Genomic DNA, 24,500 nt, shown 5'->3' with positions numbered 1-24,500 from the left:
TGGAGAAAGAAAATGCCCGGCTGAAGAAGATCGTGGCCGAACTGGAACTGGACAACTGCCCAGTCGAGATCGCAGAGGCGCGCTATGGCTACGAGGTACTTGAAAAAAGCCTGATATTCTCCGAGGGGAACGCGGTCGAGTTCAGGGGTGGTCCCGGGATTTGCTCCCGGTATCAGATGCGCGCCAAAGCGACCCTCTCGGCGGGGTTCTCGCGGGCGAAAGAACCGGTCTGGTCCTTGAACGCTACGTCTGGCCACACCAACAGCCTGAAAGTTCACCGCGCGCGGCAAACGGTCGAGGATTACGTCTTTGTGAGCGGTCTGGAATTGGCACCTGAAGACGTTGTTGAGATCAGGACGTCCTGCGGTGGGAACGCGGCGCGGGCAGGGTGAGTCAAGTGCACCCCCGCCCAAAGGTCGGGGTATCCAAGAGGTTGGCAGGCTGGCGAGTGCAAAGTCGCTCTGATTACGAATTGCTGATCAAAAACAACTCTATTTGATTGCGAAGACGCTGATACTGTTGGAGAAGCCTTTTAATTGCGCATCGGCGATGCGGTGGACTCCGTCGCGTTCGATCAATTCGTCATGGGTTTCTGTGTCAAAAAGGATACGGCAGTCTGAGGTTTTGGTGTGGGCTTCGAGCCGCGCCGCTCGGTTTACCGTTTTGCCGATGCAGGTATACGTCGCGCGAGCGTCAGTACCGGCATAACCAGCAACAACTTCTCCCGTCGCAATTCCAAATCCAAGTCGAAGTTTGGGTTCACCCTCCGCAGCACGTTCTTCATTGAGCACCGCAACCATTTCCAACATCTCTTTGGCCGCTTCGACAGCACTCTGTTCGGGGCTTTTGATCGGCTGAGGTGCGCCAAAGATCGCCATAAGACCGTCGCCTACCATGAGACTGACGATGCCACCATGACTGGAAACAGCTTCGAACATGAGCGTATAGAAGGTGTTAAGCAGCTCAATAATCGCTTCCGGAGCCATGTTTTCCGACAGCGCCGTGAAGTCCCGAATGTCACAAAAGAGTATCGTCGCATGAACGCGCCGCCCACCAATTGCGAAGCCGGATTTTTGTAGATCGTCTGCGACCTCTTCGGTGGCAAAGCGGTTCAGCAAACGTTTTTGTTCATCGTGCAGCCGTTTCTTTTCCAGGCTGGAGTTGAGCCGCGCCTTGAGCAGGACCTTGTTGACGGGCTTTGGAATGTAGTCTTCGGCGCCAAGTTCAATACAGCGCACGATGTTGTCCAAGCCTTCGACAGATGAGGTGACGATTACCGGCAGATCGCGCAGGGCGGGATCGGTCTTGATTGCTTCAAGTACTTGAAACCCGTCCATTTCTGGCATTTCAATGTCGAGAAGTAGTGCATCAAAGGGTTCTTGGGCGAGCATCTCCAAGGCAATTTTCCCGTTCTCTGCAACGGAGGCCTTATGACCGAGAAGTTCGACGCTGCGCGACATCAGCAGGCGGTTCACCTTGTTGTCATCCGCAATCAGAAGGTTGCCTTGGATGTCATTCATCTATCAGGCCTTTCAATGCGGTGGCGGTTTCCTCGAACATGGCGCGAAGCGGTTCAATGGCCGCGGTGTTGATAGTTCCAGCCAATTCAATGGTCCGGGCCTGATCGGCGAGCGCGGTGGCCCCAAAAGTTTGTGCATTGGATTTGATCGAATGCGCTGCGCGACGGTAGCCGTCGGCATCCTGAGCCAAGGCGGCCTGTTCCAGACTGGCAAACATGTTGGCCGCATCGTTGAGGAATGTGTCCAAGAGCTCGGTTGCGAACTCTGGGCCCATAGCTTCTTGCAATTCTTCAAAAATAGTGGGGTCTATCAAATCCTGGGTCATAAAAATTTTCCTAATCGCGGGCGGGCGTATTGAGAAGCGCCTGGATCAAACGATCCACGCGTATGGGTTTGGGAATGTAGTCGTCCATGCCGGCCTCAAGACACATTTCGCGGTCGCCCTGCATGGCATTCGCTGTCATGGCGATGATCTTGGGTCGGTCTTTGGCGTATGTCGCGTTGAGTTTGCGCGACGCTTCAAGCCCGTCCATTTCAGGCATCTGTACGTCCATCAGCACCACGTCATATGTCTGACGCGCAACGCTTTCGACAGCTTCGGCCCCGTTGCTGGCAAGGTCGGCGCGATAGCCCATCTGTTCGAGAAGCCGCATAGCGAGTTTCTGGTTTACGAGGTTGTCTTCGGCCAAAAGAATGCGGAGCGGGTGGTTTTTAGCCATGTCCGGATCGGTTTTTGGTTTGGCTGGGCGTTTCTTGTCCGATTTCGGCGCGTCCTTGGGCGCAAAAAGCGTGACCATAGTGTCAAACAGATGCGATTGGCGCAGTGGTTTGGACAGGTAAGCCTGAAACAGGTTGTCCTGCGCTTCGATGTCGCGCAGACCCAGCGAACTGAACAGAACGCGGGGCAGGTCGGGTACGCGTTTTTCCAGCGCACGGGCCAGAGCGAGCCCGTCCATTTGCGGCATGTTCATATCCAGAATGGCAAGGTCGAATTGCGCACCTTTGTCGATGGCGAGGATTGCGTCCTCGGGGTTGTCAAAGGCTTGCGTCTTGGTGCCCCATTTCTGGGTTTGCAGCGACAGCACCTTGAGGTTGGTGGCGTTGTCATCGACCACCATAATGCGCTTGCCGATCAGTTCGGATTGCTTGCCAATCAGGCTGCGCGCTTTGGTATCGGGCAGGTCGGCCGGTTTGGCGCGGATGGTTACGTGGAAGGTTGACCCTTTGCCAGCACCATCGCTGCTGGCCCACATGGTGCCACCCATGAGTTCGGACAGACGTTTGGAAATAGCAAGACCCAGGCCAGTTCCACCATATTTACGGGTGGTTGAGCTGTCGGCTTGGCTAAAGGACTGGAACAGTCTTTTCATCCCGGCTTTGGTCAGACCGATGCCGGTATCGCGCACGGTTATGGTCACCTCCACATGACCATTGTCTGCGGGTTTAGCGGCTACATTGACAACCACTTCGCCCGTTTCTGTAAACTTCACCGCATTCGACAGCATGTTCAGCAGGATTTGCCGCAGCCGCGTCAGGTCTGCGCTGATGCCGGGGGGAACCGAGTCCTCCATGAGGTAGGCGATCTCAAGGCCTTTTTCCGCGGCCTTCCCGCTAATCAGATCCAACGCGCTTTCAATACAGTCGCGCAGGTCGAACGGGTGTTCCTCAATATCCATCTGCCCCGCCTCAATCTTGGAGAAGTCGAGGATTTCATTGATGATGCCCAAAAGCGCGTCGCCACTATCCCGGATTGTCCCGACATAATCCGCCTGTTCAGCGTCCAGGTCGGTATCCATCAAAAGGCCGCTCATCCCGATCACGGCATTCATCGGCGTGCGGATTTCGTGGGACATGGTGGCGAGGAAGGCGCTTTTGGCTTCGTTTGCTTCTTCGGCCGCCTTGCGGGCATCCTCAGCCTCTTTGAACAGGCGCGCGTTTTCGATGGCAATGACAGCTTGGTCGCAAAATGAATTGGCGAGCTTGATCTCATCTTCGGTGAAAGCGCGGGGTGTTTTGTTCTGTGCGAAGATCAAAACCCCAATTGGTTTGCCATCCCGCATGAGCGGCAAAAACAAAACCGATTTGATGTTGAACTTTGCGAAGGTGTCCACCTCATAGGGCAACGGATCAATCACGCTCGTATCCGGGATGTGGATCATTTTCCCATCAGTCAGAACGCGGGACGGGTAGTTCAAAGTCGGATCAATCTTTACTTCGGATGAAGACAGATTCGCCAATGGACTGTCCTTGTTCGAACCCGCGATCGGCACAAACGTCTCATTTGTTGCATGTCGCAAGATGACGGTCACACGATCACAGGCGAGCAAATGCGTGCCCGCGCGCGCTATGGCTTCGAAAACAGGAGTCGTGTCGGTTGGTGACTGGCTGATAACCCGCAGAACGTCCGCACTTGCGGTTTGCCGTGCCAGAGCGGACTGCGTTTCGTTGAACAGACGTGCGTTCTGGATCGCGATGCTGGCCTGGTTGGCGAAGTTCTGGACAAGGTCCACATGCGCGGTTGCGGGCGGTTCGGCGCTCGGCCAGCCAAGTACAATGGCAAATTCCACCGCGCCGTTCACACGAACTGGCACGCCGAGGACATGGCGGAACCCGAGCCGTTGCGCAAAGTCGTTTGAGAGGTAATCGCCCTGGGTCTGCGCATCCGCTACGGCATAGATCTCACCGCGCGTGATGACCTCGTACCCGACATGACCCTGAGGCGCGTTGCGCTCATAACCAGCGTCGAGCTCGTCGATCATATCGCGTGTGAACCCGTATTGAGCCTGGTAGGTATAGGATTTCCCGTCGTACTGATCGAGGACGCAGAAACGCGCGTTGCAAAGTTCGGCCGCGCGTTTCACCATGAGGTCAAAGACGGGTTGCAGATCGGCCGAGGATTCATTGATCACCTGCAAAATCTCGGCATTCGCTTGCTCGCGCACAAGCGACTCTTCAACCTCGGCTGTTCGCGCCTGAACCTCATCAAAGAGCCGCGCGTTTTGGATCGCGATCACAGCTTGCGCGGCGAAGGTTTCCATCAACCTTATTTGCTTTCTGTCGAATGCTGCGACATCGCGGCTGCCCATGCTGATCACGCCGATGGTTTTGCCATCCGCAATCAGAGGCACGCCCAAGACCGACCTATAGCCGCTGATATTCGGGCGGAACGCGGGGGCGTAATTCGGGTCCAGGTTCACATCTTCAACGTATTCGGCGCGCCCACTCTTTAAACAACGCGACGTTGTCGATCCCTCACCCGGTTCAAATGGATTGGCTCTGATGAAATCGGCAAACTCTTCCGATACGTTGTGTCCGGTAAAATAGTGGTACTTGCCATCATCGGGGCTTTTGAGCGCGACAAATGCGTCTTGCAGCCGACAGATGCGCGATGAAACGGCCAGCAAAGCTTCTAGCACCGGTTCCAACGCGTCTGGCGAGCGCGAGATCACTTCAAGCACTTCGGAAGACGCTTTTTGATATTCCAAAGCTTCTTCAACTTCTGCCGTCCTTGCCTGCACCTCGTCAAAAAGGCGGGTGTTGTTCAACGCAATGACGGCTTGGGACGCAAAGGTTTCAACAAGTGCGATCTGTTTTTCGGTAAATGCGTCTATCTGCGAATGGGCAAACGAGATCACGCCAAGAGTCACACCGTCCTTGATCAGGGGTACGCTCAGGGATGAACGGAAACCGGCGGCGAGCGCTTCGTTTTTCCACGCGTAATCCGGGTCTGTTGAAAAATCGGGGATATAGACCGTCCTGCCTGTCAGCGCGGCCCGGCCCGTACCAGTGCCTTTATCGCGCGAAAAGACTTGCTTTCGGATGACGTCATAATGTGCGTCGCTTGAATTATGAGTAGCAGCGATGTCGTATATGTCGGTTTCTTCGTTCAAAAGCGCGACATATGAGGCCTCGGATTGGCAGATGCGCACGCCGACCGTCAGGATCGTTTTGAGGACCGGGTCCACCTCGTTCGGTGAGCGCGAGATGACTTCGAGCACTTCGGAGGTCGCGGTCTGGTATTCCAGCGCTTGCGTGACTTCGGCGGTGCGCTCTTCGACCTCCTGAAACAGGTTGGCGTTCGTAATGGCGATCACAGCCTGATCGGCGAAGGTTTCCAGCAGCTGGATTTGTTTGGTCGAGAACCCGGACACCACTGGGGCACCGAGTGAGATGACACCGACGACCGTGCCATTCTTGATCAGGGGAACGCCGAGGAGGGATTTGTAGAGCCCAACACCGGCATTGTCCTGCCACGTGTAGTGGGCATCGGCATCGACGTCTTCGATGTAATGGGTCTCTTTTGACTGGATGGCCCGCCCGCTCACGCTGTCGGTGCCCGGAGCCATGGGATGCGTGCGCAGATATGTCGCGAAATCGGAATCTTTCGTGAGTGTCGACTGCACATGAAACAGTCCATCATCCGGGTTCAGCATCGCGACATATGCGTCCTGCAATTCGCAGATGCGCGACGCCTCTTGCAGAATGGCGTCAAGAACCGGGGACAGTTCGTTGGGAGAGGCTGAGATCACACGTAGCACTTCGGACGATGCAGTTTGGTATTCCAGCGCCTGCGTAACCTCTGCGGTGCGGTCCTGTACTTCGGCAAAGAGATTGGCATTGTTGATGGCGATCACAGCCTGGTCGGCGAAGGTTTCTACCAGCTCGATCTGGCGGTCGGAAAACGGCCCGGCCTTGGGGCGAGAGAGAGCGAGGACGGCGATGACTTCATCGTTGCGGATGAGCGGCACCGCGATGATCGAGCGCCAACCGCCGAGTTTATAAGATTGCTTGAGCGTGTATTCGGTGTCTTGCGTGACGTCCGGGACATGGATGCTTTTCTTGTCAAGAACGGCCCGTCCGGCCACGTTGCTACGATCAATCGGATTAGGGTTGGCCTTGTGGAACGCCACCATATCCTCTGTACAGCCGTAGTTCGCGCCCATATGCATCGCGTCATCGCGTCGGTCAAAAAGGATGCAGATCGACGCGTCACACAGCTGCGCAGCGGTTGTGATCAGCGCTTGCAGCACGGTGGGCAGGTCAAACGCATCCTCGCTGATCGTCCTGAGCACGTCAGCGGTGGCGGTCTGTTGATTGAGCGTTTCGTTCAATTCGCGGAACTGACGCGAGTTTTCCATCGCTATGACGGCCTGGGCGGCGAAGGTTTTGACCAGGTCAACATCGTTGTCGGTAAAGGGCGACACCTCGCGCCGATAGAGGACGATGACACCTAGCCCCTGAGCGTCTTTCATAAGAGGCACAGCGAGAACGGACCGTGCGCCTTCCATGTCGGCGAGAAGGACACGTTTGGGATCACGGTCTCGGTAATACATGGGGTCGTCTGTTATATCATCCTGCCGGATGACCGCGCCGTCATGCATGGGCTTGATGGCGACAAGGTCCGTGCGGTCGAGCGGTTCGGCAAACTCCCCCAGCGCGACGCTGAATTCGGACCGTGCGCCAATATTGGCGGGGATGGTGGCGATGCCTTGGGCATGATCTGCCACGGTGAGGAAGGCCAACGGAGCCTTGCACAGACGGCTTGCGTTTTCGAGGATCGCATTGAAGACGGGGTTTTCGTCTTCACGGGCCTGGCTGATGACTTCCAGAATTTCTGCAGAGGCCTGTTCGCGTTCAAGCCGTTCCTGCACCTCGCTGAACTGGCGAACGTTTTCGATGGCGATGACAGCTTGGGCCGCGAAACTTTGCAATAATGCAATTTCATCGTCTGAATAAGCTTTGACTTCGCGGCGGAATATCCACAAGCAGCCGATGCCTTTTCCTTGACTGACCAATGGAACAACCAAGGCGGTCCGCGCGCCTTCGACGTCGACCATCGCGGTACGCAGCGGGTTACCCTCAGAGTAAAGCGGTGTGTCTACCAAGTCATGAACATGCATGACGGCACATTCTTTGACGGCACGCGCAACGATCACTGGTGCTGCCAGTGGTGAGGTAAAGTCATGCGCCTTCAGGGTGTCGGGGCGCAAACCAAGCTGTGAAACCAAGCGCACCTTGTCGTCGGTCGGGTCCAACATGTGCAGGCCTGCAAATGGAGAACCCATTAGCTTTGTCGCAGACTCTAGTATCACTTCGAAGACCGGCCGTTCATCGTCTCGGCTTTTGCTTATCACCTCCAAGATTCTCGTTGAGGCCGCCTCACGCTCTAGCCGGTCTTGTACTTCGCGGAACTGGCGAACGTTTTCGATGGCAATGACCGCTTGGGCCGCAAATGTTTCGACCAGAGCGATTTCGGCGTCGCTGAACGGGTCGATATCGTGGCGGATCAATGTGATCGTCCCAATCGCCCTGCGACCGCTGATCATGGGGGCGAACAACACGCTGCGGATGTTGGAGTCATCGACCATCGAGCGCACAACTGGGCTGCCCGAAGCATAAAGGTCGCTTTGTTTCATGTCCGCGAACTGGATCAGACGACCCTCGAGGATTGAGCGGGCGTTGTAGGATGTGTCCCCGTCCAAAGGCATCCGCCCGGTTTCATACAACTCGACCGTTTTTGCGGGCAGATTGCGGTGCGCCCCGAGCGTTTGAAGCGTATCATTGGGTTCGGCGAGAACGAGTGCAGACATGGGCGCGTTGCACAGGCGCTGCGCATTGTCGAGGATGGCCTCGAATACAGGTGTTTCATCGTCACGCGACCGGCTGATCACGTCGAGAATTTCTGCTGACGCCTTCTCGCGGTCCAATCGTTCCTGCACTTCGCGGAACTGCCGGGTGTTGTCGAGCGCAATGACAGCCTGCGCAGCGAAGGTTTCCAGCAGGGCAACTTCATCGGGTTTGAATTTGCGCGGCTCTGTCGTGACGATAATGAATGCGCCGACAGCTTGCCCCCCTTTCATTAAGGGCACATTCAGGCGGGCGCGGTGCCCTTCTTTTTCGACGAGTTGAACGGCAACCTCTTCGCCCGATTTGTACCCTTCGCTCTCCCTCAGATCGCTGATTTCGGTCGTGATCCCTTCGAGTATGGTTTTTGTAATCTGGTAGGGCTTGCTGAGAGAATAGCTGTCGCCAACCTTGACCGATTGGAGTGTTCGGCCACGGGCAGCCACCAAAGAGAAGCTGCTGCGCGTGTCATCAACCAAAACGAGCCAGGCGCTTTGCGCGCCACACAACCGGCACGCGTTTTCCAGCATCGTGTCAAACACAGGCAGTTCATTGTCCCGGCTTTGGCTGATGACATTCAGAACCTCGCCGAGTGCTTTTTCCTGTTCGAGCCGCGTTTGAACCTCGCGAAACTGGCGGACGTTCTGGATCGCGATCACAGCTTGCGCGGCGAAGGTTTTGACTAGTTCGATCTCGCTATCGGTGAAGGGGCGGGAATCTTTGCGGTAGGCGCCGATGGACCCTATGGCACCATCGCGCCCATTCATGGGCACGCCGAGGAATGCTCTGATGCCTTCTTCCTCGACCGCTTTCACGGTTTGGGGGTGCCCGGATTTGAACGCTTTGGTTTTTCGTAGGTCTTTGATATGCACCACTTCGCTTTTGACAAAGGCGCGTACGTGGCCGCTGGGGTCGTCAAGAGGCCAGACATGACCCGGTGCGTCGGTGTAGGCTGGGTTGGACCGAACGTGGGAGACGAGCGTCAGGTGATCGCCTGTCGCGTCTTTGAGGAAAATCCCCGAGAAGGGCGCGTCGCAGAGTTGGGCAACATGTTCATGGATCGCGTCAAAGACGGGCTGTTCGTCTTCGGGGTTTTCATTGATGAGCGACAGGACCGCAGTGGTCGCGTCAAGGCGTTTTTGCGCAACTTGATCAGCTAGCTGTGCACCAGCGCGTGGATCTGTCGAAGCAGATTTGTTGCCAGCCATTGTTTCGCGTATCCCAAATTGATTGGGAAGAGCTTCTTCTGGTCATGATGGCCAAGTCAAGTGATACGGATCACCCGAAAACGAGGGAAAAGAGCTTTGTCTGCAATGCCGACAGTGAATTGAATTCAATATCTCAGAACGCGGTAAATATGTGGAAGCAGCGCTTTTCGCGCTGTAGTTGAACCATTCGAGCTGCGGTGTGTCAAACGGGCCTAAACAACAGTTTCGGTTGCAGTCCGTTTTGGTGTTTTTGCTGCTGTCGCAAAAGGCGCAAAGCAGCCGTCTATTGCCGACTTGCTAAAGGCGATTTCGTCAGTATGCGCGACATAACGGGTCTAGATGCACCGGCTGCGCCGCCGTTAGTCCGCCTTGAGCCCAAAGCAGACGACGTTATCCTACGCCTATTCCCTAAAGGCGAGAATGTTTTAGTGATTTGACTTTGGTCGGGTAAACTAGCCAGCGTATGTCCGAAACCGTTCAAGATCGAATAAAATCACGCAGCGATGCGGCATTCGCTGAGGAAGAGCGTCAAGGCACGATGCTGGCGGCACAGGTCCGAACTGTGGCTCTTGCAGTAGTGTTGTTTTGGCAAGCGATTGACAGCCCGGAAACAGGCGCATCCTACTATTTCAACCTTCTCGAAATCTTTGTTTTTGTTTTGCTCGGCGGGTTGCAGTTTTTCGCGGCATTTTCACGTCGTGGCGGAATTGGCGCCCAATATGCGTTTGTAACGGTGGATTGTTTGTTGCTGGCTTTGATGTTCAGTCTTGGCACGCCGTTTTCGGACACGCAATGGCCTGCTTCGATCCAGATGGATACGGCACGGTTTCTCTATTTTTTTATGTTCCTGATGCAGGCATCTTTCAGCTTCCGGCCGTCTTTGGTGCTCTGGTGCGGTGTAAGCATCCTGATCGCTCGGCTAGGCATGTGGTTGTGGTTTCTGAGCCAGCCAAATGTTTACAGCAATCTTGACCTGCCCGAACAGACTGTCGAAGCTTGGTTAGCGGCAGGTAGTGATCTCAATTTTCTATTTCTTGGGTACGCCGCCATAGAATTGCTGGTCGTGCTGATATTGTCGGCTGGGCTTGCTGTAGTTGTTGCGCGATCCCGGAGGCTCGTTCGGAAATTCTTATCAACCGAAAGAAAGCGAGCCAGCTTGTCGAGGTACTTTTCACCGAATGTAGTGGATCAACTGAGTAGTTCAGATGCCGGTCTTGCGAAAGGCCAGCAGCAAAATGTTGCGGTGCTCTTTGCAGACATTATGGGGTTCACAAAGCTCTGTGAGAAAGCGACTGCCGACGAGGTGATCGAACTGCTACGGGGCTATCACGACAGGCTAGGCAAGGCAGTGTTCAAAAATTCCGGCACGTTGGATAAGTATATTGGCGACGGGCTGATGGCGACGTTTGGAACGCCTACGACCAGCCCGCAAGATTCGGAAAATGCATTGAAATGCGCATTTGAAATGATCGAAGCGTTGGATGATTGGAACGCGGAACGGGCGCTGTCCGGCGAACAATCGGTTCGAGTGGGCATCGGGCTGCATTGGGGGATCGTGGTGGCCGGAGACATTGGAAATGAGCGGCGCCTTGAATACAGTGTGATCGGCGACAATGTGAACATCGCAAGCAGGATCGAACACTTGACCAGAGAATTGGATACACAACTGGTTGTCAGCGACGATCTAGTGCGTGCAATAAAGCGGAGCAACCCAACCGCCAATCTCGATGGCTTGATCGATGCAGGTGTACAGAAAATACGCGGAAGAGACTCTGGCGTGAGAGTTTGGAGATGTTCTAAGTAGCGATAGCTAACGGCCGGTTCGGATGGCCGCGGCGCAGCAACGCTTAAGTCGGGTGAACGACCAGATTTGGCTGTATGCAGTTATCGCTACTATTTGACTGATTGGCCGATTTGTCCCGCAAAGCTACTGTCTAAAGTGCAACCAATCAGTCGCAGCTTTGTACAAAAAAGACGGGCCAATAGCCCGCCCCATCTGTTGTGATCAGTTCCCGGCGCTTTCCATTTTGCGGTGGGCGACGACCTCTTCCAGCCAGCCCAGATGCATTTCTGGGACCGAGCTGAGGAGTAGATCGGTATAGTCGTCGAAGGGTGGGCTCAGCACCTGAGATTTCGGACCATAGCGGACGACGCGGCCTTGATACATTACCGCGATGCTGTCGCTGATGGCGCGCACCGTCGCCAGATCGTGGGTGATGAACAGGTAGGCCACATCCTCGATCTTTTGCAGTTCCAGCAGAAGTTTCAGGATGCCGTCCGCCACAAGTGGATCCAAGGCCGAGGTGACCTCATCGCAGATGATCATCTTTGGCTTGGCGGCCAGTGACCGCGCGATACAGACCCTTTGTTTCTGCCCGCCAGACAGCTCTGCCGGATAGCGATCGATGAACTTTTCGCCCAGTTCGATCTCATCCAGAAGTTCAATGATCCGCTTGCGCTTTTCCGACCCACGCATGTTGAAGTAGAACTCCAACGGGCGCCCGATGATAGTACCAACGGTCTGACGCGGGTTCATCGCAACATCCGCCATCTGGTAGATCATCTGTAACTCACGCAGGTCCTCGCGGGTGCGCCCTTTGAGGTCGGCAGAAAGCTTACGCCCGGCAAAGGTGATTTCACCATCGCGGGGAGGCAATAGGCCTGTGATCACCCGTGCCAGTGTCGACTTGCCAGAGCCGGATTCGCCCACAACCGCCAGGGTTTGCCCCGGATGAAGATCCACATTGACGTTGTGCAGCACGTCGAAATTAACGCCCTTGTAGCGCGCGGTAATGCCTTTGACAGACAACACCGGCTCGGGCGTTGGCTGCTTTTCCTCGTGTTCGATGGACCGGACCGAGACAAGCGCCTGGGTATAGTCCTCTTGCGGGTTGTTGATGATCTGATCGGTATTGCCGTATTCGACCGTGTTGCCCATCCGCAGGACCATGATGTCGTCGCTCACCTGTGCCACGACCGCGAGGTCATGGGTGATATAGAGCGCGGCAACGCCGGTATCCGCGATGGCTTCTTTGATGGCCATCAGAACATCAATCTGCGTGGTCACATCCAAAGCCGTCGTGGGTTCGTCGAACACGACCAGATCAGGCTCGGGACACAAGGCAAGCGCGGTCATGCAGCGTTGCAGCTGACCGCCAGACACCTGGTGCGGATAGCGGTTGCCGATATTGTCCGGGTCTGGGAGACCCAATTTGGCAAACAGCTCGCGCGCACGAGCTTCGGCCTCTTTCCGGCTGAACTTTTTCTGTTCAACAGCGGCCTCGACCACCTGATCCATGATCTTTTTGGCTGGGTTGAACGACGCCGCCGCGGATTGAGACACATATGTGACCTCACCGCCCCGCAGTTTGCGGATATCGCTATGAGAGGTCTTCAGGATATCGCGCCCGTTAACCCAAACCTCGCCACCGGTGATCTTTACGCCACCCCGGCCATAGGCCATCGAGGCCAGACCTATGGTGGACTTGCCCGCCCCGGATTCTCCGATCAGACCCAGCACCTTGCCGGGCGCCAGGTCAAAGCTGACCCCGTGCACGATCTCGATATCATGAGGTTTCTCGCCCGGCGGATAGACGGTCGCGCCGATCTTGAGGTCGCGGACCTTGAGAAGCGGTTCACTCATCCCCGGCCTCCTTTCAGCGAAGTGGTGCGGTTCAGGACCCAATCAGCCACAAGGTTGACCGATATGGCGAGGGTTGCGATGGCCACCGCCGGATAAAGCGCGGCCCCGATGCCATAGACGATGCCGTCCTTGTTCTCTTTCACGATGCCGCCCCAGTCCGCCAGCGGCGGTTGCACGCCAAGGCCCAGGAAAGACAGGGTCGAGACAAACAGGACCATGAAGATGAACCGCAGGCCAAGTTCGGCCACCAGTGGCGACAAGGCGTTGGGCAGGATCTCCCGGAAGATGACCCAGGTCTGGCCTTCACCGCGCAGACGTGCCGCTTCGACATAGTCCATCACGGCGATATCCACCGCGACGGCGCGGGCCAGGCGGTAAACGCGGGTTGCGTCCAGCAGGCCCATGACGACGATCAGCACCGGAATGGTTACTGGCACCATGGCCAGAACCACGAGGGCGGTGATCAGCGAGGGGATCGACATGATCAGGTCAACCGTCCGCGACATGACCTGATCCGCCCATCCCCCCAGCACAGCGGCCAGAAACCCGAGGATCGAACCGGTGACAAAGCTGAGGATCGTTGCCGCCGTGGCGATAAAGATCGTCGTGCGCCCGCCATAGATCATGCGGCTGAGAAGGTCGCGACCAATATTGTCGGTACCCAGCCAGAATTGCGAACTCGACGGCTCCCACACGTCGCCCACAACTTCGGCCATGCCGTATGGTGCCAATAGCGGAGCGAAGATGGCGATGAAGAAATACAAGGCTGTAAAGCCCAGTCCGATCAGTGCAGAGATAGGGATATTCTTCATTTCGGATGCCTCAGCCTTGGGTTGGCCAGAATGGCAACGATATCTGCAATCATGTTCAGCCCGATATAAATCGCGGCAAAGATGACGCCGCAGGCCAGCACAACCGGAACATCGCGCTTGGTCACGTGATCGACCAGGTATTGCCCCATGCCCGGGTAGACAAACACCACTTCAACGACGACGACGCCAACGACCAGATAGGCCAGGTTCAGCATCACCACATTGACGATAGGGGCGACAGCGTTGGGCAAAGCATGGCGGTAGATGACCTGAAAATTGCTCAGACCTTTCAGCTCGGCTGTTTCAACATAGGCCGATTGCATAACGTTCAGGATCGCGGCCCGTGTCATGCGCATCATGTGGGCCAGAACCACCATGGTCAAAACGATAACCGGCAGCGCGATTGAGTTCAGCTTTTGACCCAGTGACATCGAGTCGTTGATCATCGCAAGAGGTGAGAACATGCCAAGTTTCACGGCAACGAAATAGACCAGAACATAGCCGATCAGAAACTCGGGGATCGAAATAGTTGTAAGCGTGACCGCTGAGATCAGCTTGTCGGGCCAGCGGTTGCGATAGCGCACGGCCAGCAGGCCCAGGAAAATGGCCAGAGGAACCGACACGATTGCGGCCCAAAACGCCAGAAACAGAGTGTTGCTGAGACGGCTGCCGACAGATTCGGCAATGTCCAGCTTGTTGGTCAGGGATTGTCCTAGATCGCCCTGTACGATGCCACCTAGCCATTCGAAATAGCGGGTCAGGGCAGGGCGGTTCAGGCCCATTTCCTCACGCAGGTTCGCAAGGGCTTCGGGGGTTGCGGATTGGCCCAGTACGGCTTGCGCTGCGTCTCCGGGGAGAGCTTCGGTGAGGCCGAAAATCAGAGCCGATGCACCGAAGAGAAGCAGGAGTCCCAGCGCCAAGCGCTGGAACACCATTTTGATGATGGGATGCATTATCCGTGGCCCGTACTACACGAACCACATCTTGCGAGACATGTTGCCGTTCATCAGCTCTTGTGTCGGGTCGGTTTCCCAACCGTCCAGCTGGTTGCTGATCCCTTCGACAAAGTCGTTGAACATCGGGCAGATCAGGCCACCTTCGTCGCGCACCATGCGGCCCATTTGGCTGTAGATGTCCTTGCGTTTTGCCGGGTCCAGCTCTGCGCGTGCGGCAAAGAGCAGATCGTCGAAGGCCTGAACCTTGAACCGGGTATCGTTCCAGTCCGCAGATGACAGATACGCGGTTGCGTACATCTGATCCTGAACCGGACGCCCACCCCAGTAGGACGCACAAAACGGCTGAACGTTCCACACTTCGGACCAGTAGCCATCATTCGGTTCGCGCTTGATTTCCAGCGGAATTCCGGCCTGAGCAGCCGATTGCTGGAACAACGCCGCCGCATCCACGGCGCCCGGGAAGGCACCATCAGCAACGCGCAGGATGATCGGCGAGCCGTCATGGCCAGACTTCTTATAGTGTTCGGCCGCTTTTTCGATGCTGAACTCGCGCTGCGGAATGGTTTCATCGAAAAGCGGATAGGCCGCGTTGATGGGCATGTCGTTGCCGATCGAGCCATAGCCACGCAGAACTTTTTCAACCAGTTCTTCGCGGTTGATGGCGTATTTCAGCGCTGTGCGCAGCTCGTTGTTGTCAAACGGAGCGGTATCGACATGCATGATGAAGACATAATGGCCACGCCCGGCGGTCGAATGCACCGTCAGATTGGGCGCACGTCCCAACAGGTCTGCGACCTTTGGTTCGACACGGTTGATTGCGTGCACCTGACCCGACTGCAGCGCTGCTGTTCGCGCTGTTGCGTCGTTGATAACGATCACTTCGACACTGTCGAAGTTGCCAAAATCGCTGTTCCAGTGGTTTTCGTTTTTGGTGAACAGGTGGCGCACGCCAGGTTCATCAACCTCAACCTTGTAGGGGCCAGTGCCGATACCTGCGCCCGGGTTATCCATACCGCCATCGGGCTGAATGATCAGGTGATAGTCGGCCATCAGATAGGGCAGGTCGGCGTTGGCTTCGGTCAGTGTGACCTGGAAATTGTCGCCATCGGCCTTCATCGACTCGATACCCTTCATGATGCCCAACGCACCTGACTTGGAATCTTCGTTCGAGTGGCGCTCCATCGTCTTCAGCACGTCTTCGCTGGTCATGGTTTTGCCGTTGTGGAATTCCACGCCCTGACGCAGTTTGAATGTCCAGACCTTTGCATCGGCGCTGCCTTCGACGCTTTCTGCCAGGCGCGGTTCGATGGTGCCGTCGGGTGCAACCTCGACAAGCTGATCGCCCCACTGTTTGCCGTTCTGGAATGGCACCGAGCTTGCATAGGTCGCCGGGTCCAGCGAGTTGGTGGATTCGCCGCCTTGCAGACCAAACTTCAGGTCACCGCCTTTTTTCGGACCAGCAGCACGGGCTGCATCTGCGAACATCGTGCTGGCCATGGCAGCCGAGACACCAAAGGCGGCGGCTTTTCCCATGAACTCGCGCCGGGTCAGTTTGCCTGCCGTCACCTGGCTTGTCATGTAATTGAGCTGTTCGTTCATCCATCTATCTCCCAGTTGATTGGATGTGATCCCGTGTTCGGGCTTTTTGTTGACGCATGAGTCAACTTAGGCGCAATTCGGATAGGTGGGCAAGTTATTATCGTTCGACACATGTACCAGTCACCTACATATGATTGCGCGGAACTTTGTCTTCGATCGTCTCTGAAAAGACCATCTCTGCGTTCTCGAAAGCGTTGAGCGTTGCCGTCAGATGGAAATGGGTGGCATCCGACCACATTGCGCAACTTGCTTCGGTACGCAGGTCGATTTCGCCGCGCCGAAGCTCTTGTGTCCAACGGCATTCGCCGCGCGCCGAAAGCGGATCGTCCGGGTGGATTGACCACTTTTCATAGGCTGTGCTGCCAGTGATCAAACCATGCAGGTCATCGCGGGTCTTGCCGAAGTCGTCTTCTATGACCAAATGGATCTCACCCGTATTCATGTCCGTAACCGCCTGCCGGCTGTTCTGCGATTTGCGCAAAACCGTCTGTGGCTTGGGATCTTCCGTTTCGGGTGGTTCAAAGCTCCATTCGTCATCTTGCCCGGAGGGACGGGTCGGAATGGCGATGTCACCAGCGGCCAAATGCAACTCCGCTGCCTCGGGCGCGGGCCAGATGAGAGGCCAATATGCGGTCGAAATCGCAACCCGCAACCGGTGCCCCTTGGGAACACGATAGGCGATGTGATCAAGGGCCAGTTCCACGTCGAACGTTTCGCCAGGTGTCAGTGCCGATGGCTCGGCGTGGCTGTCGCGATGACAGAGGTTCAGCACGCCATATGTGATACGTGTCGAGGCTCCATCGGGGTGCACATGGTTCAACCTGACAGCCAGCTGAGCTTGTGGTTTGTCGGTGCTCAGGCTCAGACGGATTTTCGGGGCGCCCACAATATCCATATGATCTGCGAGCGGTACGCTATCGAAACACGCAGACAGGGCATCGTCGGCGCGTTGATCCCCGGGCATATCGGGGCCCAGCCAGATGGCGCAGTATTCGCCGCCGTCGATGCCGCAGGTTTGCGGTGAGCGCACCCGGCAATCCAATCCGGCACCGTGCCCCAGGCCCGCGTCGGTCAATGCAAGCCGGGTGACCGGCAGATGTGATGTGGCCCCATCTGTTTCGCAGATCCAGCGCCCTGGGCGCTCGGGATACCACCGGGCCGGGCGCACCCCGTCCATCAGGTAAGCACGATAATCCGGGTCCTCTTCAACGCGGTTGTCTTCTCCCTTCAGCCAATGATCCCACCAGCGCAGCGCTTCCTGAAGAAACCCGATACGCGGCTCGGGCACAGCGAAATGCGGGTATTTGTGAACCCACGGACCTACGATGCCTTTGACCGGGGCATGCAACCGTTCCACCAGCCAAGGCACCGTGTTCTTATAGGCATCGCCCCATCCGCCGACGGCAAGCGTGGCGGCTTTTATAGCGCTGAAATCTTCGCAAACCGAACCGTGCTGCCAATATTCATCCCGTGTCTGATGTCTCAGCCAGGTTGATGGCAGGAAAGGTTGGTTTTCCAGCCGGTCCAGCCATAAGGTCCGCCATGTCTCGCGCAGGTCAGGATCCGGCGGGCGAGAGGAATAGGACCACATGGTCGCGCCCCAGCCCAAATTCTCATTCAGCAGGCATCCCTCCTTAAAGTGAATGTCATCGGCATAGCGATCTGCGGTCGAACATAGGGTAATAATCGCTTTCAAGGGTTCGGGCTGCATCGCCGCCACTTGCAACGCATTGAAGCCCCCCCAACTGATCCCCATCATCCCAACAGCGCCATTGCACCAAGACTGTTCGGCCAGCCAATCGATGACGCTCACGGCGTCGTCCAGCTCTTGCTGGGTGTACTCGTCTTCCATCAGCCCTTCGCTGTCGCCATTGCCGCGCATGTCGACGCGGATGCAGGCATAGCCGCGTTTGGCAAACCACGGATGGGTCAGTGCATCCCGCACCGAGGTGCCGTCGCGTTTGCGATAGGGCAGGTATTCCAGAATGGCAGGTACAGGTTTGTCGCTGGCGTCGACCGGGCGCCAAACGCGCGCCGACAGCCGATGCCCATCCGGCATCATGATCCCCAGATCCGGGATGTCCTCGATCTCTCGCAGAGAAGTCTGGCTGGATGACATGCAGTCAGTCTGCGGGGCGGGTTGGGGATTGAAAAGGCGATTCGCGTCAAAAGGCGTAAGATTCGCGACATTTCTTGAGCTGTTTCAGGCAGGTTGAACGGGGCCAAAGCGCAGGTTCAGTCCGTATCCATCCAGATGGTGACCGGCCCGTCATTGACCAGTTCAACAGCCATATCCGCTCCGAAAACACCGGTTTCAACAGAAATACCAAGCGCGGTGAGGTCTTTCACAAAGCTTTCGACAAGCTGTGCGCCCAGCTCTGGGCCCGCTGCGTTGGAATATCCCGGCCTGTTCCCGCGAGAGGTATCGGCAGCCAGGGTGAATTGACTGACCACAAGGGCCGAACCCCCGGTGTCCAATAGCGACCGGTTCATCTTGCCCGCGTCATCCTGAAAAACCCGCAGCTTTGAGATTTTGGTGGCCAGGTGCCGTGCCTGATCCGTCCCATCCCCTTGCATCGCGCAAACAAGGATCAATAGCCCGGGGCCTGATTGACCCACGACGCGGTTATCAACTGAAACCTTCGCGTGAGAGATGCGTTGAAGCAGCGCGCGCATTCTGGTGTTCCTTTTTATTGAGATCAGTGCCTTAGGCCCAGTTCGCAGCTTGCGGGCGTCAACTATTGTTGCCCGGTGGCCATCATGTAGCCGATACCGGCGGCAACCAGTAAGCCCAGCACGACGGCAATTGTGATCTTGAGGGCCGACCATGGGCGCTCGCCCTGAACGCGTCCTGTGCGCCCGTTCACGACAAAACGATAGGTTTGCCCACGGTACTTGTAGGCGGCCAACCAGACTGGCAGCAGGATGTGTTTGAACGTCACGTCGCGCACCTCGGTATCGACGGCATGTATGCGCTGACGATCCCCGCCGATGTCAAACCGCACGTCCCGCTCGATGACCCGTGCCATATACCCGCGCGCCTGCTGATAGCCGTCCCGCAGTGGCACGGTGTAGGCCTCTGCCCGGAATCCAGCCAGATATTCCGGTTGATAAGGCTCGAGTGCGGGCAAATCCCAGGGTTCCAGCGCATCAGTATAAGACTTTGGCAGCGAGGTAGAGGCCAGCACCAGCACATCATCAAAAAACCGCGCAACCCTGCCCGATTTCGGCGACCATCGCACCTTGGCCACCTGTTGCTGAACCCGTTTGCCATCGCGCATGACAGTGTGCGTTTCGTAATAGACGACGCCACGTTCGCCCCGATATTGCGTCTTGGTGTCTGCGTCGAAGGTCCAATAGGGCACATAAATCCCCTGCATTTTCCGACCCTTCCGCGCATAGTCTTTCAACCCATTTGGCGCGAACCAAAGCCGACCCAGCCAATTGCTCATGGCCTTGTGTGCGGCACGTTCGTCCAGGGCAAAAGGCAGAACGCCTTTGGGTTTGATATGACGGTTTGTGCCGGTATCGGTAACCACCGGCGTGGCGCAAAACGGACATTCGGCGGCATGCGTGTTTGGATCGAACTCTACCTGAGCCGCGCAGTTCGGGCAGCTCAGAACACGGGTTTCTTCGATCTCACTGTCTGGAAGCCGGTCGGCGATCGCTGCATCAAAGTTCAACTCGCGCAGAGTGGCCGCTCCCCAGGGGCCAGAACCCACAGGTTTCGAATGCCCGCAATGATCGCAGGTCAGTGTGCCGATGTCGGGATCGAACCGATAATCCGCGCCACATTGGTCGCAGGGAAAACGATGTTCATCCTTGGCCATACCGTCTGTCTCCGGAGCGATCTAACGCAGTTACGCCCCCGGTGGAGGAGGCGGCAGGATCGTGAACAATTGCGCAAGCTCCTGCACATCGCCGGCCTTTTTCCATCCATCCTGGCCAGCGGTCCAGACGTGGGTGTCACGCGTCAGCTCGCCCTCCGTGGCCATGCGCCCCATCTTGGCCTTGGAAAACGGCCCGCTTGTCTGACCGTCCACGGCGATATGCCATACATGCTCGACAGGAGGTGGGGGCGGCGGCGCCGCCTGCGCTGAGGGCTGTGGGGCAACGGGGGCGGAACTGCCCCACGGGCCGCTCGGTTGACCCGCTGCCATGTTCGCCATCTGGTTGGCCATGGCCATTCCCATACCCATGCCAAGACCGGCGCCCATGCCGCCACCCTGGCCGGGATTATTGGCCGCCGCTGTCATCGCTTCAGCGGCAGAATACTGCGTGAACTTGCCCAAATCTCCGGCAAGCCCCATCGAGGTGCGCTTGTCCAGCGCGGCCTCAACCGCGGGTGGCAACGAGATATTCTCGATATAAAACTCGGGCATCTCCAGCCCATAGCCCTCCAGAACCGGCGAGACTTCGGCGGCAATCAGTTTGCCCAGATCCGCCGTATTGGCGGCCATATCCAATACCGGGATGCCCGAGCCTGCAATCACGCGGCTGAACTCTTGGACGATGATGTTGCGGATCTGAAAGCTGATCTCATCCATCGTGAACTCGCCATCTGTGCCCACGATCTCGACCAGAAACTTGGCCGGGTCTTTCACGCGTACCGTATAGGTGCCAAAGGCCCGGATGCGCGTCGGCCCAAATTCGGGGTCGCGCAGCATGATCGGGTTCTTTGTGCCCCATTTCAGATCATTGAACCGGGTGGTGTTGACGAAATAGATCTCGGACTTGAACGGTGACTGAAACCCGTGATCCCAATGTTGCAACGTCGTCAGGATCGGCATGTTGTTGGTTTCAAGCATATAAAGCCCGGGCGTAAACACATCCGCCAACTGTCCTTCGTGGACAAAGACCGCCGATTGCCCTTCACGCACGGTCAGCTTTGCCCCGTACTTGATCTCGTGGCCCTCGCGCTCGAATCGCCAGACCATCGTGTCTCGGGTGTCATCAACCCAATGGATGACGTCAATAAATTCTCCGGTCAGAAAATCGAAAATGCCCATTTGGGGTCTCCTGTCCTTGGGGTCAGAGCGATTGCCCTGTCAATTCACGTGCAATGATCCGCATCACGGGGCGTGCGTCTTCTATGGCAACACCAGATTTGAGGCGAGGATCGTAAAGCATCGTCAGCAATTTCTCATCATGGCTTGTCAAAAGCGCAAACTCATCATCGTCATTGAAGATCGACGGTCTTGCGGCGGGGCTGTCATTTGACAAGCCCAGTCCTTGCGCGATCTCTTCGTGGATACAGCTGAGCCGCACCAGATCCGGCAATTCCGCCCGGATCAATGTGACGGCACGAACGTAGTTGAACGGGTTCTGACTGGTCGCAGAGGCGAAGACAAAACAATCGAAATTGGGTCTTGGGTTAGCCACCAGTTCGAGCGCTGATTGGCTGATGCCGGGAATCAAGCTTTTCAACCGACTGACCACATAGGCGCTGTCATCCTTGCCGGCAAAGAACACCAGAAAATTGCCCCGCCGGTTGACGGTCGAGATCGGGTGGGATGTCAGTTTGGATAAGCGCTGGGCATAGGCTTCGACCCGGGCCTGATCCTGATCACGCACCTCTGGTGCGACAGTGGGACCAAATTCGGTCTGAAGTCGCACAGGCCCAGACCAGCGGCTAAGCTGCCCATTTGTCTGAATTGTACCAATAGAGATCGAATGATCCGGGTATTCGCTGTAAAACGCGATGGCTTCGAAATTCCGCTCAAGATCGCTGGCGTCATAGGGCGTGTCGGGTCCGCCACCATCGGTGCGCAGCAAACCCCGTGTTAACAGATCCCGTTCGACACGTGCATAGAACCGTGCCAGATCCTGGCTGGCGGCAGAGGGTGGAACATAGGCGTTTGCGGGCACTTCCGCAGGTGAAACTGGCTTTGATTCCGGTTCAAAGGATGTGGTCAAAGCCTCATCACAATTGGCCAGCCCCAGACAAGCGGCCAGCCCAAAGGCGAAATTTCGGTATTTCATCAGCGCCACGTTCCGACCGCCTGTTAGCCTGGTACGGCTGTTCCGGCTGTGTCGCCGGTGCCATCCTGGCGTGCCTTGGCTGAGGCCAGTGTGTCGCGCAGTTCGGCTTCCATCTTTTTCAGATCCTCTTCGGCGGCTGCGCGTTTAGCCTTGCCTTCATCTGCGATCGCCAGGCTTTCGTTGATTGTTCCGATCAGATCGGCATTGGCCTGTTTGACTGCTTCGATGTCAAACACGCCGCGTTCCATTTCCTCGCGGATCATCTTGTTGGAGTCTCGCAGATTGGCCGCGTTCGAGGTCAGCAGTTCATTGGTCAGATCATTGGCATCGCGGACCGCAGCCGCGGCCTCGGCGCTGCGCTGAATAGTGACGGCCTGCGCCAGTTGCGTTTCCCACAAGGGCACCGTGTTGACGAGCGTCGAGTTGATCTTGGTCACCAGCGACTTGTCGTTTTCCTGCACCAGACGGATTGACGGAAGCGATTGCATCGTCACTTGGCGCGTCAGTTTCAGGTCGTGAACCCGACGTTCCAGATCGTCGCGGGCGGCACGCAGATCGCGCAGTTCTTGCGCTTTCATCACTTGCTGATCTTCAGGCGAAGCCTGCACCTCGGCTTCTTTCTCGGGGATGTCATGGCTGTCCAGCTCGGTCAGCTTTTCCTCACCCGCCGCGATATAGAGCGCCAGTTCGTCGTAGAAACCCAGCGTCTTTTCATAAAGAAGATCCAAGGACTTGATGTCTTTCAGCAGCGTATGTTCGTGGCCCAGAAGATCGTCCGTGATCCGATCGATCTGGCCTTGTACCTCTTCATACTTTGCGGTGAACTTGGCAAAGGGCGCGGCCTTGCCCAGCAGTTTTTCCCACCAGCTGCGTTCGCGGCGTACATCCAACTCGCTGACCGAAAAGCCGCGGATCGTGGTTACGATGTTGCGCAGGCTGTCCCCCGCGGGGCCTACATCCTTGTTGCGTACATCTGCCAGCATCGCCTGGCTGATTTCCTGCAATTCGGTTTGCGCGCCCGAGCCAAAGGCGATGATCGAATTGGTGTTTTCCATATCAATCTCGGCCATGCGCTTGCGGATCTCGGCGCCGACAGGCTCGTCGGCCTCTTCCAGCGGCACGATGTCCGTCTTCGGTTCAGGCAATGCGACTGCTGTGACTTCCTGCACCAGTGTTTCGGCTTCGACCGCCTTGTTCTTAACTGTATCGGACATGGGGATGATCCTCGCTCAAAAAAATGGCCGGTCAGTCCAACCGGACGCCTTCACGCTGCAGCCTTTCGCGCAGCACATCAATTTCAACTGTCATATCGCTGCGGTCGTCCAGCAGCATCTTACGCGTGCGGGCCGCAAAATTCTGTTCCAGGTCGTCCAACAGGGCAGCGTAATCTGCCAAAGCCTGAGGGTCGCGGGTGCGAGCGTACACGTCTGAAAACTTGATGGTCGCGTCGCGGGCCCCCTGAAGGTAAACCGTCAAATACTTCCGCGCCCCAGCCAAATCGCGGGGGTCTTCCTCGACTGTCCGGAACAGTTCGCGGGCGGTCTCCTGAAACCGTTCCAGGCGCGACTCGATCTGCCGATCGCCCGCGCGTTTTATGGCATCTGTCATTGCCGTCAAATGGGCTTCGGCATCTTCCACGACCCGGGCAACTCGGTCTTGCTGGAAGGTGTCGATCCCCTCCATGCCCTTGTCTTTCATCGGGTCGATACCGAACGAGACGGAATGCAGAACACCAGCGGCAATCCCAAACAGGATCGGAGCTACAAGACCCGCTTGTCCATCAAGGAACTCGGTGCGGTAGGCCGCCAAGGCAATGCCCAGGCCGGTCAAAAGACTGGCGAAAATCTTGCGTGGAAAAGACGGTCGGCGGGCCGTGCGCCGCGCATTATACGCGGCTTCGGCGCGCAGGCCCTCGCGCAACAGAAATGCTGCAGCCGTTAGGACGCCAGCCGCGATCAACCCGATGGTCATGCCAATCGCACCGTCGTTCAGAGACAGAAAAATCAATGGTATTGCAGGTAAAAACAACAGGTTCGCGCGTGCGCCTGCCGGTTCGACGCGGGCGCCCTGGAATTGTCCGCGTTGAGTTTGCGGATCGGATGAGGGCGGACCGTCGGGGCTGTATTTACCGCCAAAGCGCTTGGCCATGGCTCACA

At 56.8% G+C, this 24,500-nt stretch carries 16 protein-coding genes; 2 read left to right on the top strand and 14 right to left on the bottom strand.

Annotation, left to right across the window (positions count from 1 at the left end; translation table 11 throughout):
- Positions 1–392 (top strand): hydantoinase B/oxoprolinase family protein (locus GOW40_RS05925; RefSeq protein ID WP_171133552.1); only part of this gene is annotated, 392 nt, incomplete at its 5' end.
- Positions 393–491: 99 nt separating this feature from the next.
- Here the strand turns inward: GOW40_RS05925 and GOW40_RS05920 are convergent.
- The 3 genes from GOW40_RS05920 to GOW40_RS05910 are packed head-to-tail and all read right to left on the bottom strand — an operon-like array spanning position 492 to position 9,352.
- Positions 492–1,520 (bottom strand): adenylate/guanylate cyclase domain-containing protein, encoded by a 1,029-nt coding sequence (locus tag GOW40_RS05920; protein WP_171133551.1) that lies wholly within the window; start codon positions 1,518–1,520, stop codon positions 492–494.
- On the bottom strand, positions 1,513–1,845 hold the full coding sequence (locus GOW40_RS05915; RefSeq protein WP_171133550.1) for an Hpt domain-containing protein: 333 nt from the start codon (positions 1,843–1,845) through the stop codon (positions 1,513–1,515). The genes GOW40_RS05920 and GOW40_RS05915 overlap by 8 nt, the downstream gene beginning before the upstream one ends.
- 10 nt (positions 1,846–1,855) lie before the next feature.
- A complete protein-coding gene (locus tag GOW40_RS05910; RefSeq protein ID WP_171136690.1) occupies positions 1,856–9,352 on the bottom strand; it encodes a GAF domain-containing protein in 7,497 nt (2,498 codons plus the stop codon).
- 463 nt (positions 9,353–9,815) lie between these two features.
- Here GOW40_RS05910 and GOW40_RS05905 point away from each other — a divergent pair, with 463 nt between their 5' ends.
- Positions 9,816–11,156: an adenylate/guanylate cyclase domain-containing protein gene (locus GOW40_RS05905; protein WP_171133548.1), complete on the top strand. Its 1,341-nt coding sequence runs from the start codon at positions 9,816–9,818 to the stop codon at positions 11,154–11,156.
- Between the two features lie 201 nt (positions 11,157–11,357).
- On the opposite strand, the gene GOW40_RS05900 is transcribed toward GOW40_RS05905, so the two are convergent.
- The 11 genes from GOW40_RS05900 to GOW40_RS05850 all read right to left on the bottom strand — a co-directional run bounded on the left by GOW40_RS05900 (position 11,358) and on the right by GOW40_RS05850 (position 24,492).
- Complete coding sequence (locus GOW40_RS05900; RefSeq protein ID WP_171133547.1) at positions 11,358–12,995, bottom strand: ABC transporter ATP-binding protein; 1,638 nt, start codon at positions 12,993–12,995, stop codon at positions 11,358–11,360.
- The gene (locus GOW40_RS05895) at positions 12,992–13,807 is read right to left on the bottom strand and encodes an ABC transporter permease (protein WP_171133546.1); all 816 of its coding nucleotides are present in this window, start codon (positions 13,805–13,807) and stop codon (positions 12,992–12,994) included. The genes GOW40_RS05900 and GOW40_RS05895 overlap by 4 nt, the downstream gene beginning before the upstream one ends.
- Positions 13,804–14,760, bottom strand: a complete 957-nt coding sequence (locus tag GOW40_RS05890) for an ABC transporter permease (protein ID WP_171101837.1) — start codon at positions 14,758–14,760, stop codon at positions 13,804–13,806. Before GOW40_RS05890 ends, GOW40_RS05895 begins: the two co-directional genes overlap by 4 nt.
- 15 nt (positions 14,761–14,775) lie before the next feature.
- Positions 14,776–16,362: an ABC transporter substrate-binding protein gene (locus GOW40_RS05885; protein WP_171133545.1), complete on the bottom strand. Its 1,587-nt coding sequence runs from the start codon at positions 16,360–16,362 to the stop codon at positions 14,776–14,778.
- 124 nt (positions 16,363–16,486) lie between these two features.
- On the bottom strand, positions 16,487–18,481 hold the full coding sequence (locus GOW40_RS05880; RefSeq protein ID WP_171133544.1) for a CocE/NonD family hydrolase: 1,995 nt from the start codon (positions 18,479–18,481) through the stop codon (positions 16,487–16,489).
- 116 nt (positions 18,482–18,597) lie between these two features.
- The gene (dtd, locus tag GOW40_RS05875) at positions 18,598–19,038 is read right to left on the bottom strand and encodes a D-aminoacyl-tRNA deacylase (RefSeq protein WP_171133543.1); all 441 of its coding nucleotides are present in this window, start codon (positions 19,036–19,038) and stop codon (positions 18,598–18,600) included.
- Positions 19,039–19,100: 62 nt separating this feature from the next.
- Positions 19,101–20,192 carry a TFIIB-type zinc finger domain-containing protein gene (locus GOW40_RS05870; protein WP_171133542.1) on the bottom strand — a complete coding sequence of 364 codons (1,092 nt, stop codon included), beginning with the start codon at positions 20,190–20,192 and terminating at the stop codon, positions 19,101–19,103.
- Between the two features lie 30 nt (positions 20,193–20,222).
- Complete coding sequence (locus tag GOW40_RS05865; protein ID WP_171133541.1) at positions 20,223–21,371, bottom strand: SPFH domain-containing protein; 1,149 nt, start codon at positions 21,369–21,371, stop codon at positions 20,223–20,225.
- A 22-nt stretch (positions 21,372–21,393) separates the two neighbouring features.
- Complete coding sequence (locus GOW40_RS05860) at positions 21,394–22,344, bottom strand: DUF2927 domain-containing protein (protein ID WP_171133555.1); 951 nt, start codon at positions 22,342–22,344, stop codon at positions 21,394–21,396.
- A 23-nt stretch (positions 22,345–22,367) separates the two neighbouring features.
- Entirely contained in the window at positions 22,368–23,558 is a 1,191-nt protein-coding gene (locus GOW40_RS05855; RefSeq protein WP_171101843.1) for a toxic anion resistance protein, read from the bottom strand.
- A 31-nt stretch (positions 23,559–23,589) separates the two neighbouring features.
- Positions 23,590–24,492, bottom strand: coding sequence for a 5-bromo-4-chloroindolyl phosphate hydrolysis family protein (locus GOW40_RS05850; protein WP_171136693.1), 903 nt, complete (start codon positions 24,490–24,492; stop codon positions 23,590–23,592).
- Between the last annotated feature and the right edge of the window lie 8 nt (positions 24,493–24,500).

This window comes from Ruegeria sp. HKCCA6707 (assembly GCF_013033515.1).
GTDB lineage: Bacteria > Pseudomonadota > Alphaproteobacteria > Rhodobacterales > Rhodobacteraceae > Ruegeria.
This window is presented reverse-complemented; position numbering and strand designations above follow the sequence as displayed.

What these genes read in the sequence shown, in the direction of transcription:
- GOW40_RS05920 (WP_171133551.1), bottom strand. Translation starts at nt 1,520, where the DNA reads ATGAATGACATCCAAGGCAACCTTCTGATTGCGGATGACAACAAGGTG.
- GOW40_RS05915 (WP_171133550.1), bottom strand. Translation starts at nt 1,845, where the DNA reads ATGACCCAGGATTTGATAGACCCCACTATTTTTGAAGAATTGCAAGAA.
- GOW40_RS05910 (WP_171136690.1), bottom strand. Translation starts at nt 9,352, where the DNA reads ATGGCTGGCAACAAATCTGCTTCGACAGATCCACGCGCTGGTGCACAG.
- GOW40_RS05905 (WP_171133548.1), top strand. Translation starts at nt 9,816, where the DNA reads ATGTCCGAAACCGTTCAAGATCGAATAAAATCACGCAGCGATGCGGCA.
- GOW40_RS05900 (WP_171133547.1), bottom strand. Translation starts at nt 12,995, where the DNA reads ATGAGTGAACCGCTTCTCAAGGTCCGCGACCTCAAGATCGGCGCGACC.
- GOW40_RS05895 (WP_171133546.1), bottom strand. Translation starts at nt 13,807, where the DNA reads ATGAAGAATATCCCTATCTCTGCACTGATCGGACTGGGCTTTACAGCC.
- GOW40_RS05890 (WP_171101837.1), bottom strand. Translation starts at nt 14,760, where the DNA reads ATGCATCCCATCATCAAAATGGTGTTCCAGCGCTTGGCGCTGGGACTC.
- GOW40_RS05885 (WP_171133545.1), bottom strand. Translation starts at nt 16,362, where the DNA reads ATGAACGAACAGCTCAATTACATGACAAGCCAGGTGACGGCAGGCAAA.
- GOW40_RS05880 (WP_171133544.1), bottom strand. Translation starts at nt 18,481, where the DNA reads ATGTCATCCAGCCAGACTTCTCTGCGAGAGATCGAGGACATCCCGGAT.
- dtd (WP_171133543.1), bottom strand. Translation starts at nt 19,038, where the DNA reads ATGCGCGCGCTGCTTCAACGCATCTCTCACGCGAAGGTTTCAGTTGAT.
- GOW40_RS05870 (WP_171133542.1), bottom strand. Translation starts at nt 20,192, where the DNA reads ATGGCCAAGGATGAACATCGTTTTCCCTGCGACCAATGTGGCGCGGAT.
- GOW40_RS05865 (WP_171133541.1), bottom strand. Translation starts at nt 21,371, where the DNA reads ATGGGCATTTTCGATTTTCTGACCGGAGAATTTATTGACGTCATCCAT.
- GOW40_RS05860 (WP_171133555.1), bottom strand. Translation starts at nt 22,344, where the DNA reads ATGAAATACCGAAATTTCGCCTTTGGGCTGGCCGCTTGTCTGGGGCTG.
- GOW40_RS05855 (WP_171101843.1), bottom strand. Translation starts at nt 23,558, where the DNA reads ATGTCCGATACAGTTAAGAACAAGGCGGTCGAAGCCGAAACACTGGTG.
- GOW40_RS05850 (WP_171136693.1), bottom strand. Translation starts at nt 24,492, where the DNA reads ATGGCCAAGCGCTTTGGCGGTAAATACAGCCCCGACGGTCCGCCCTCA.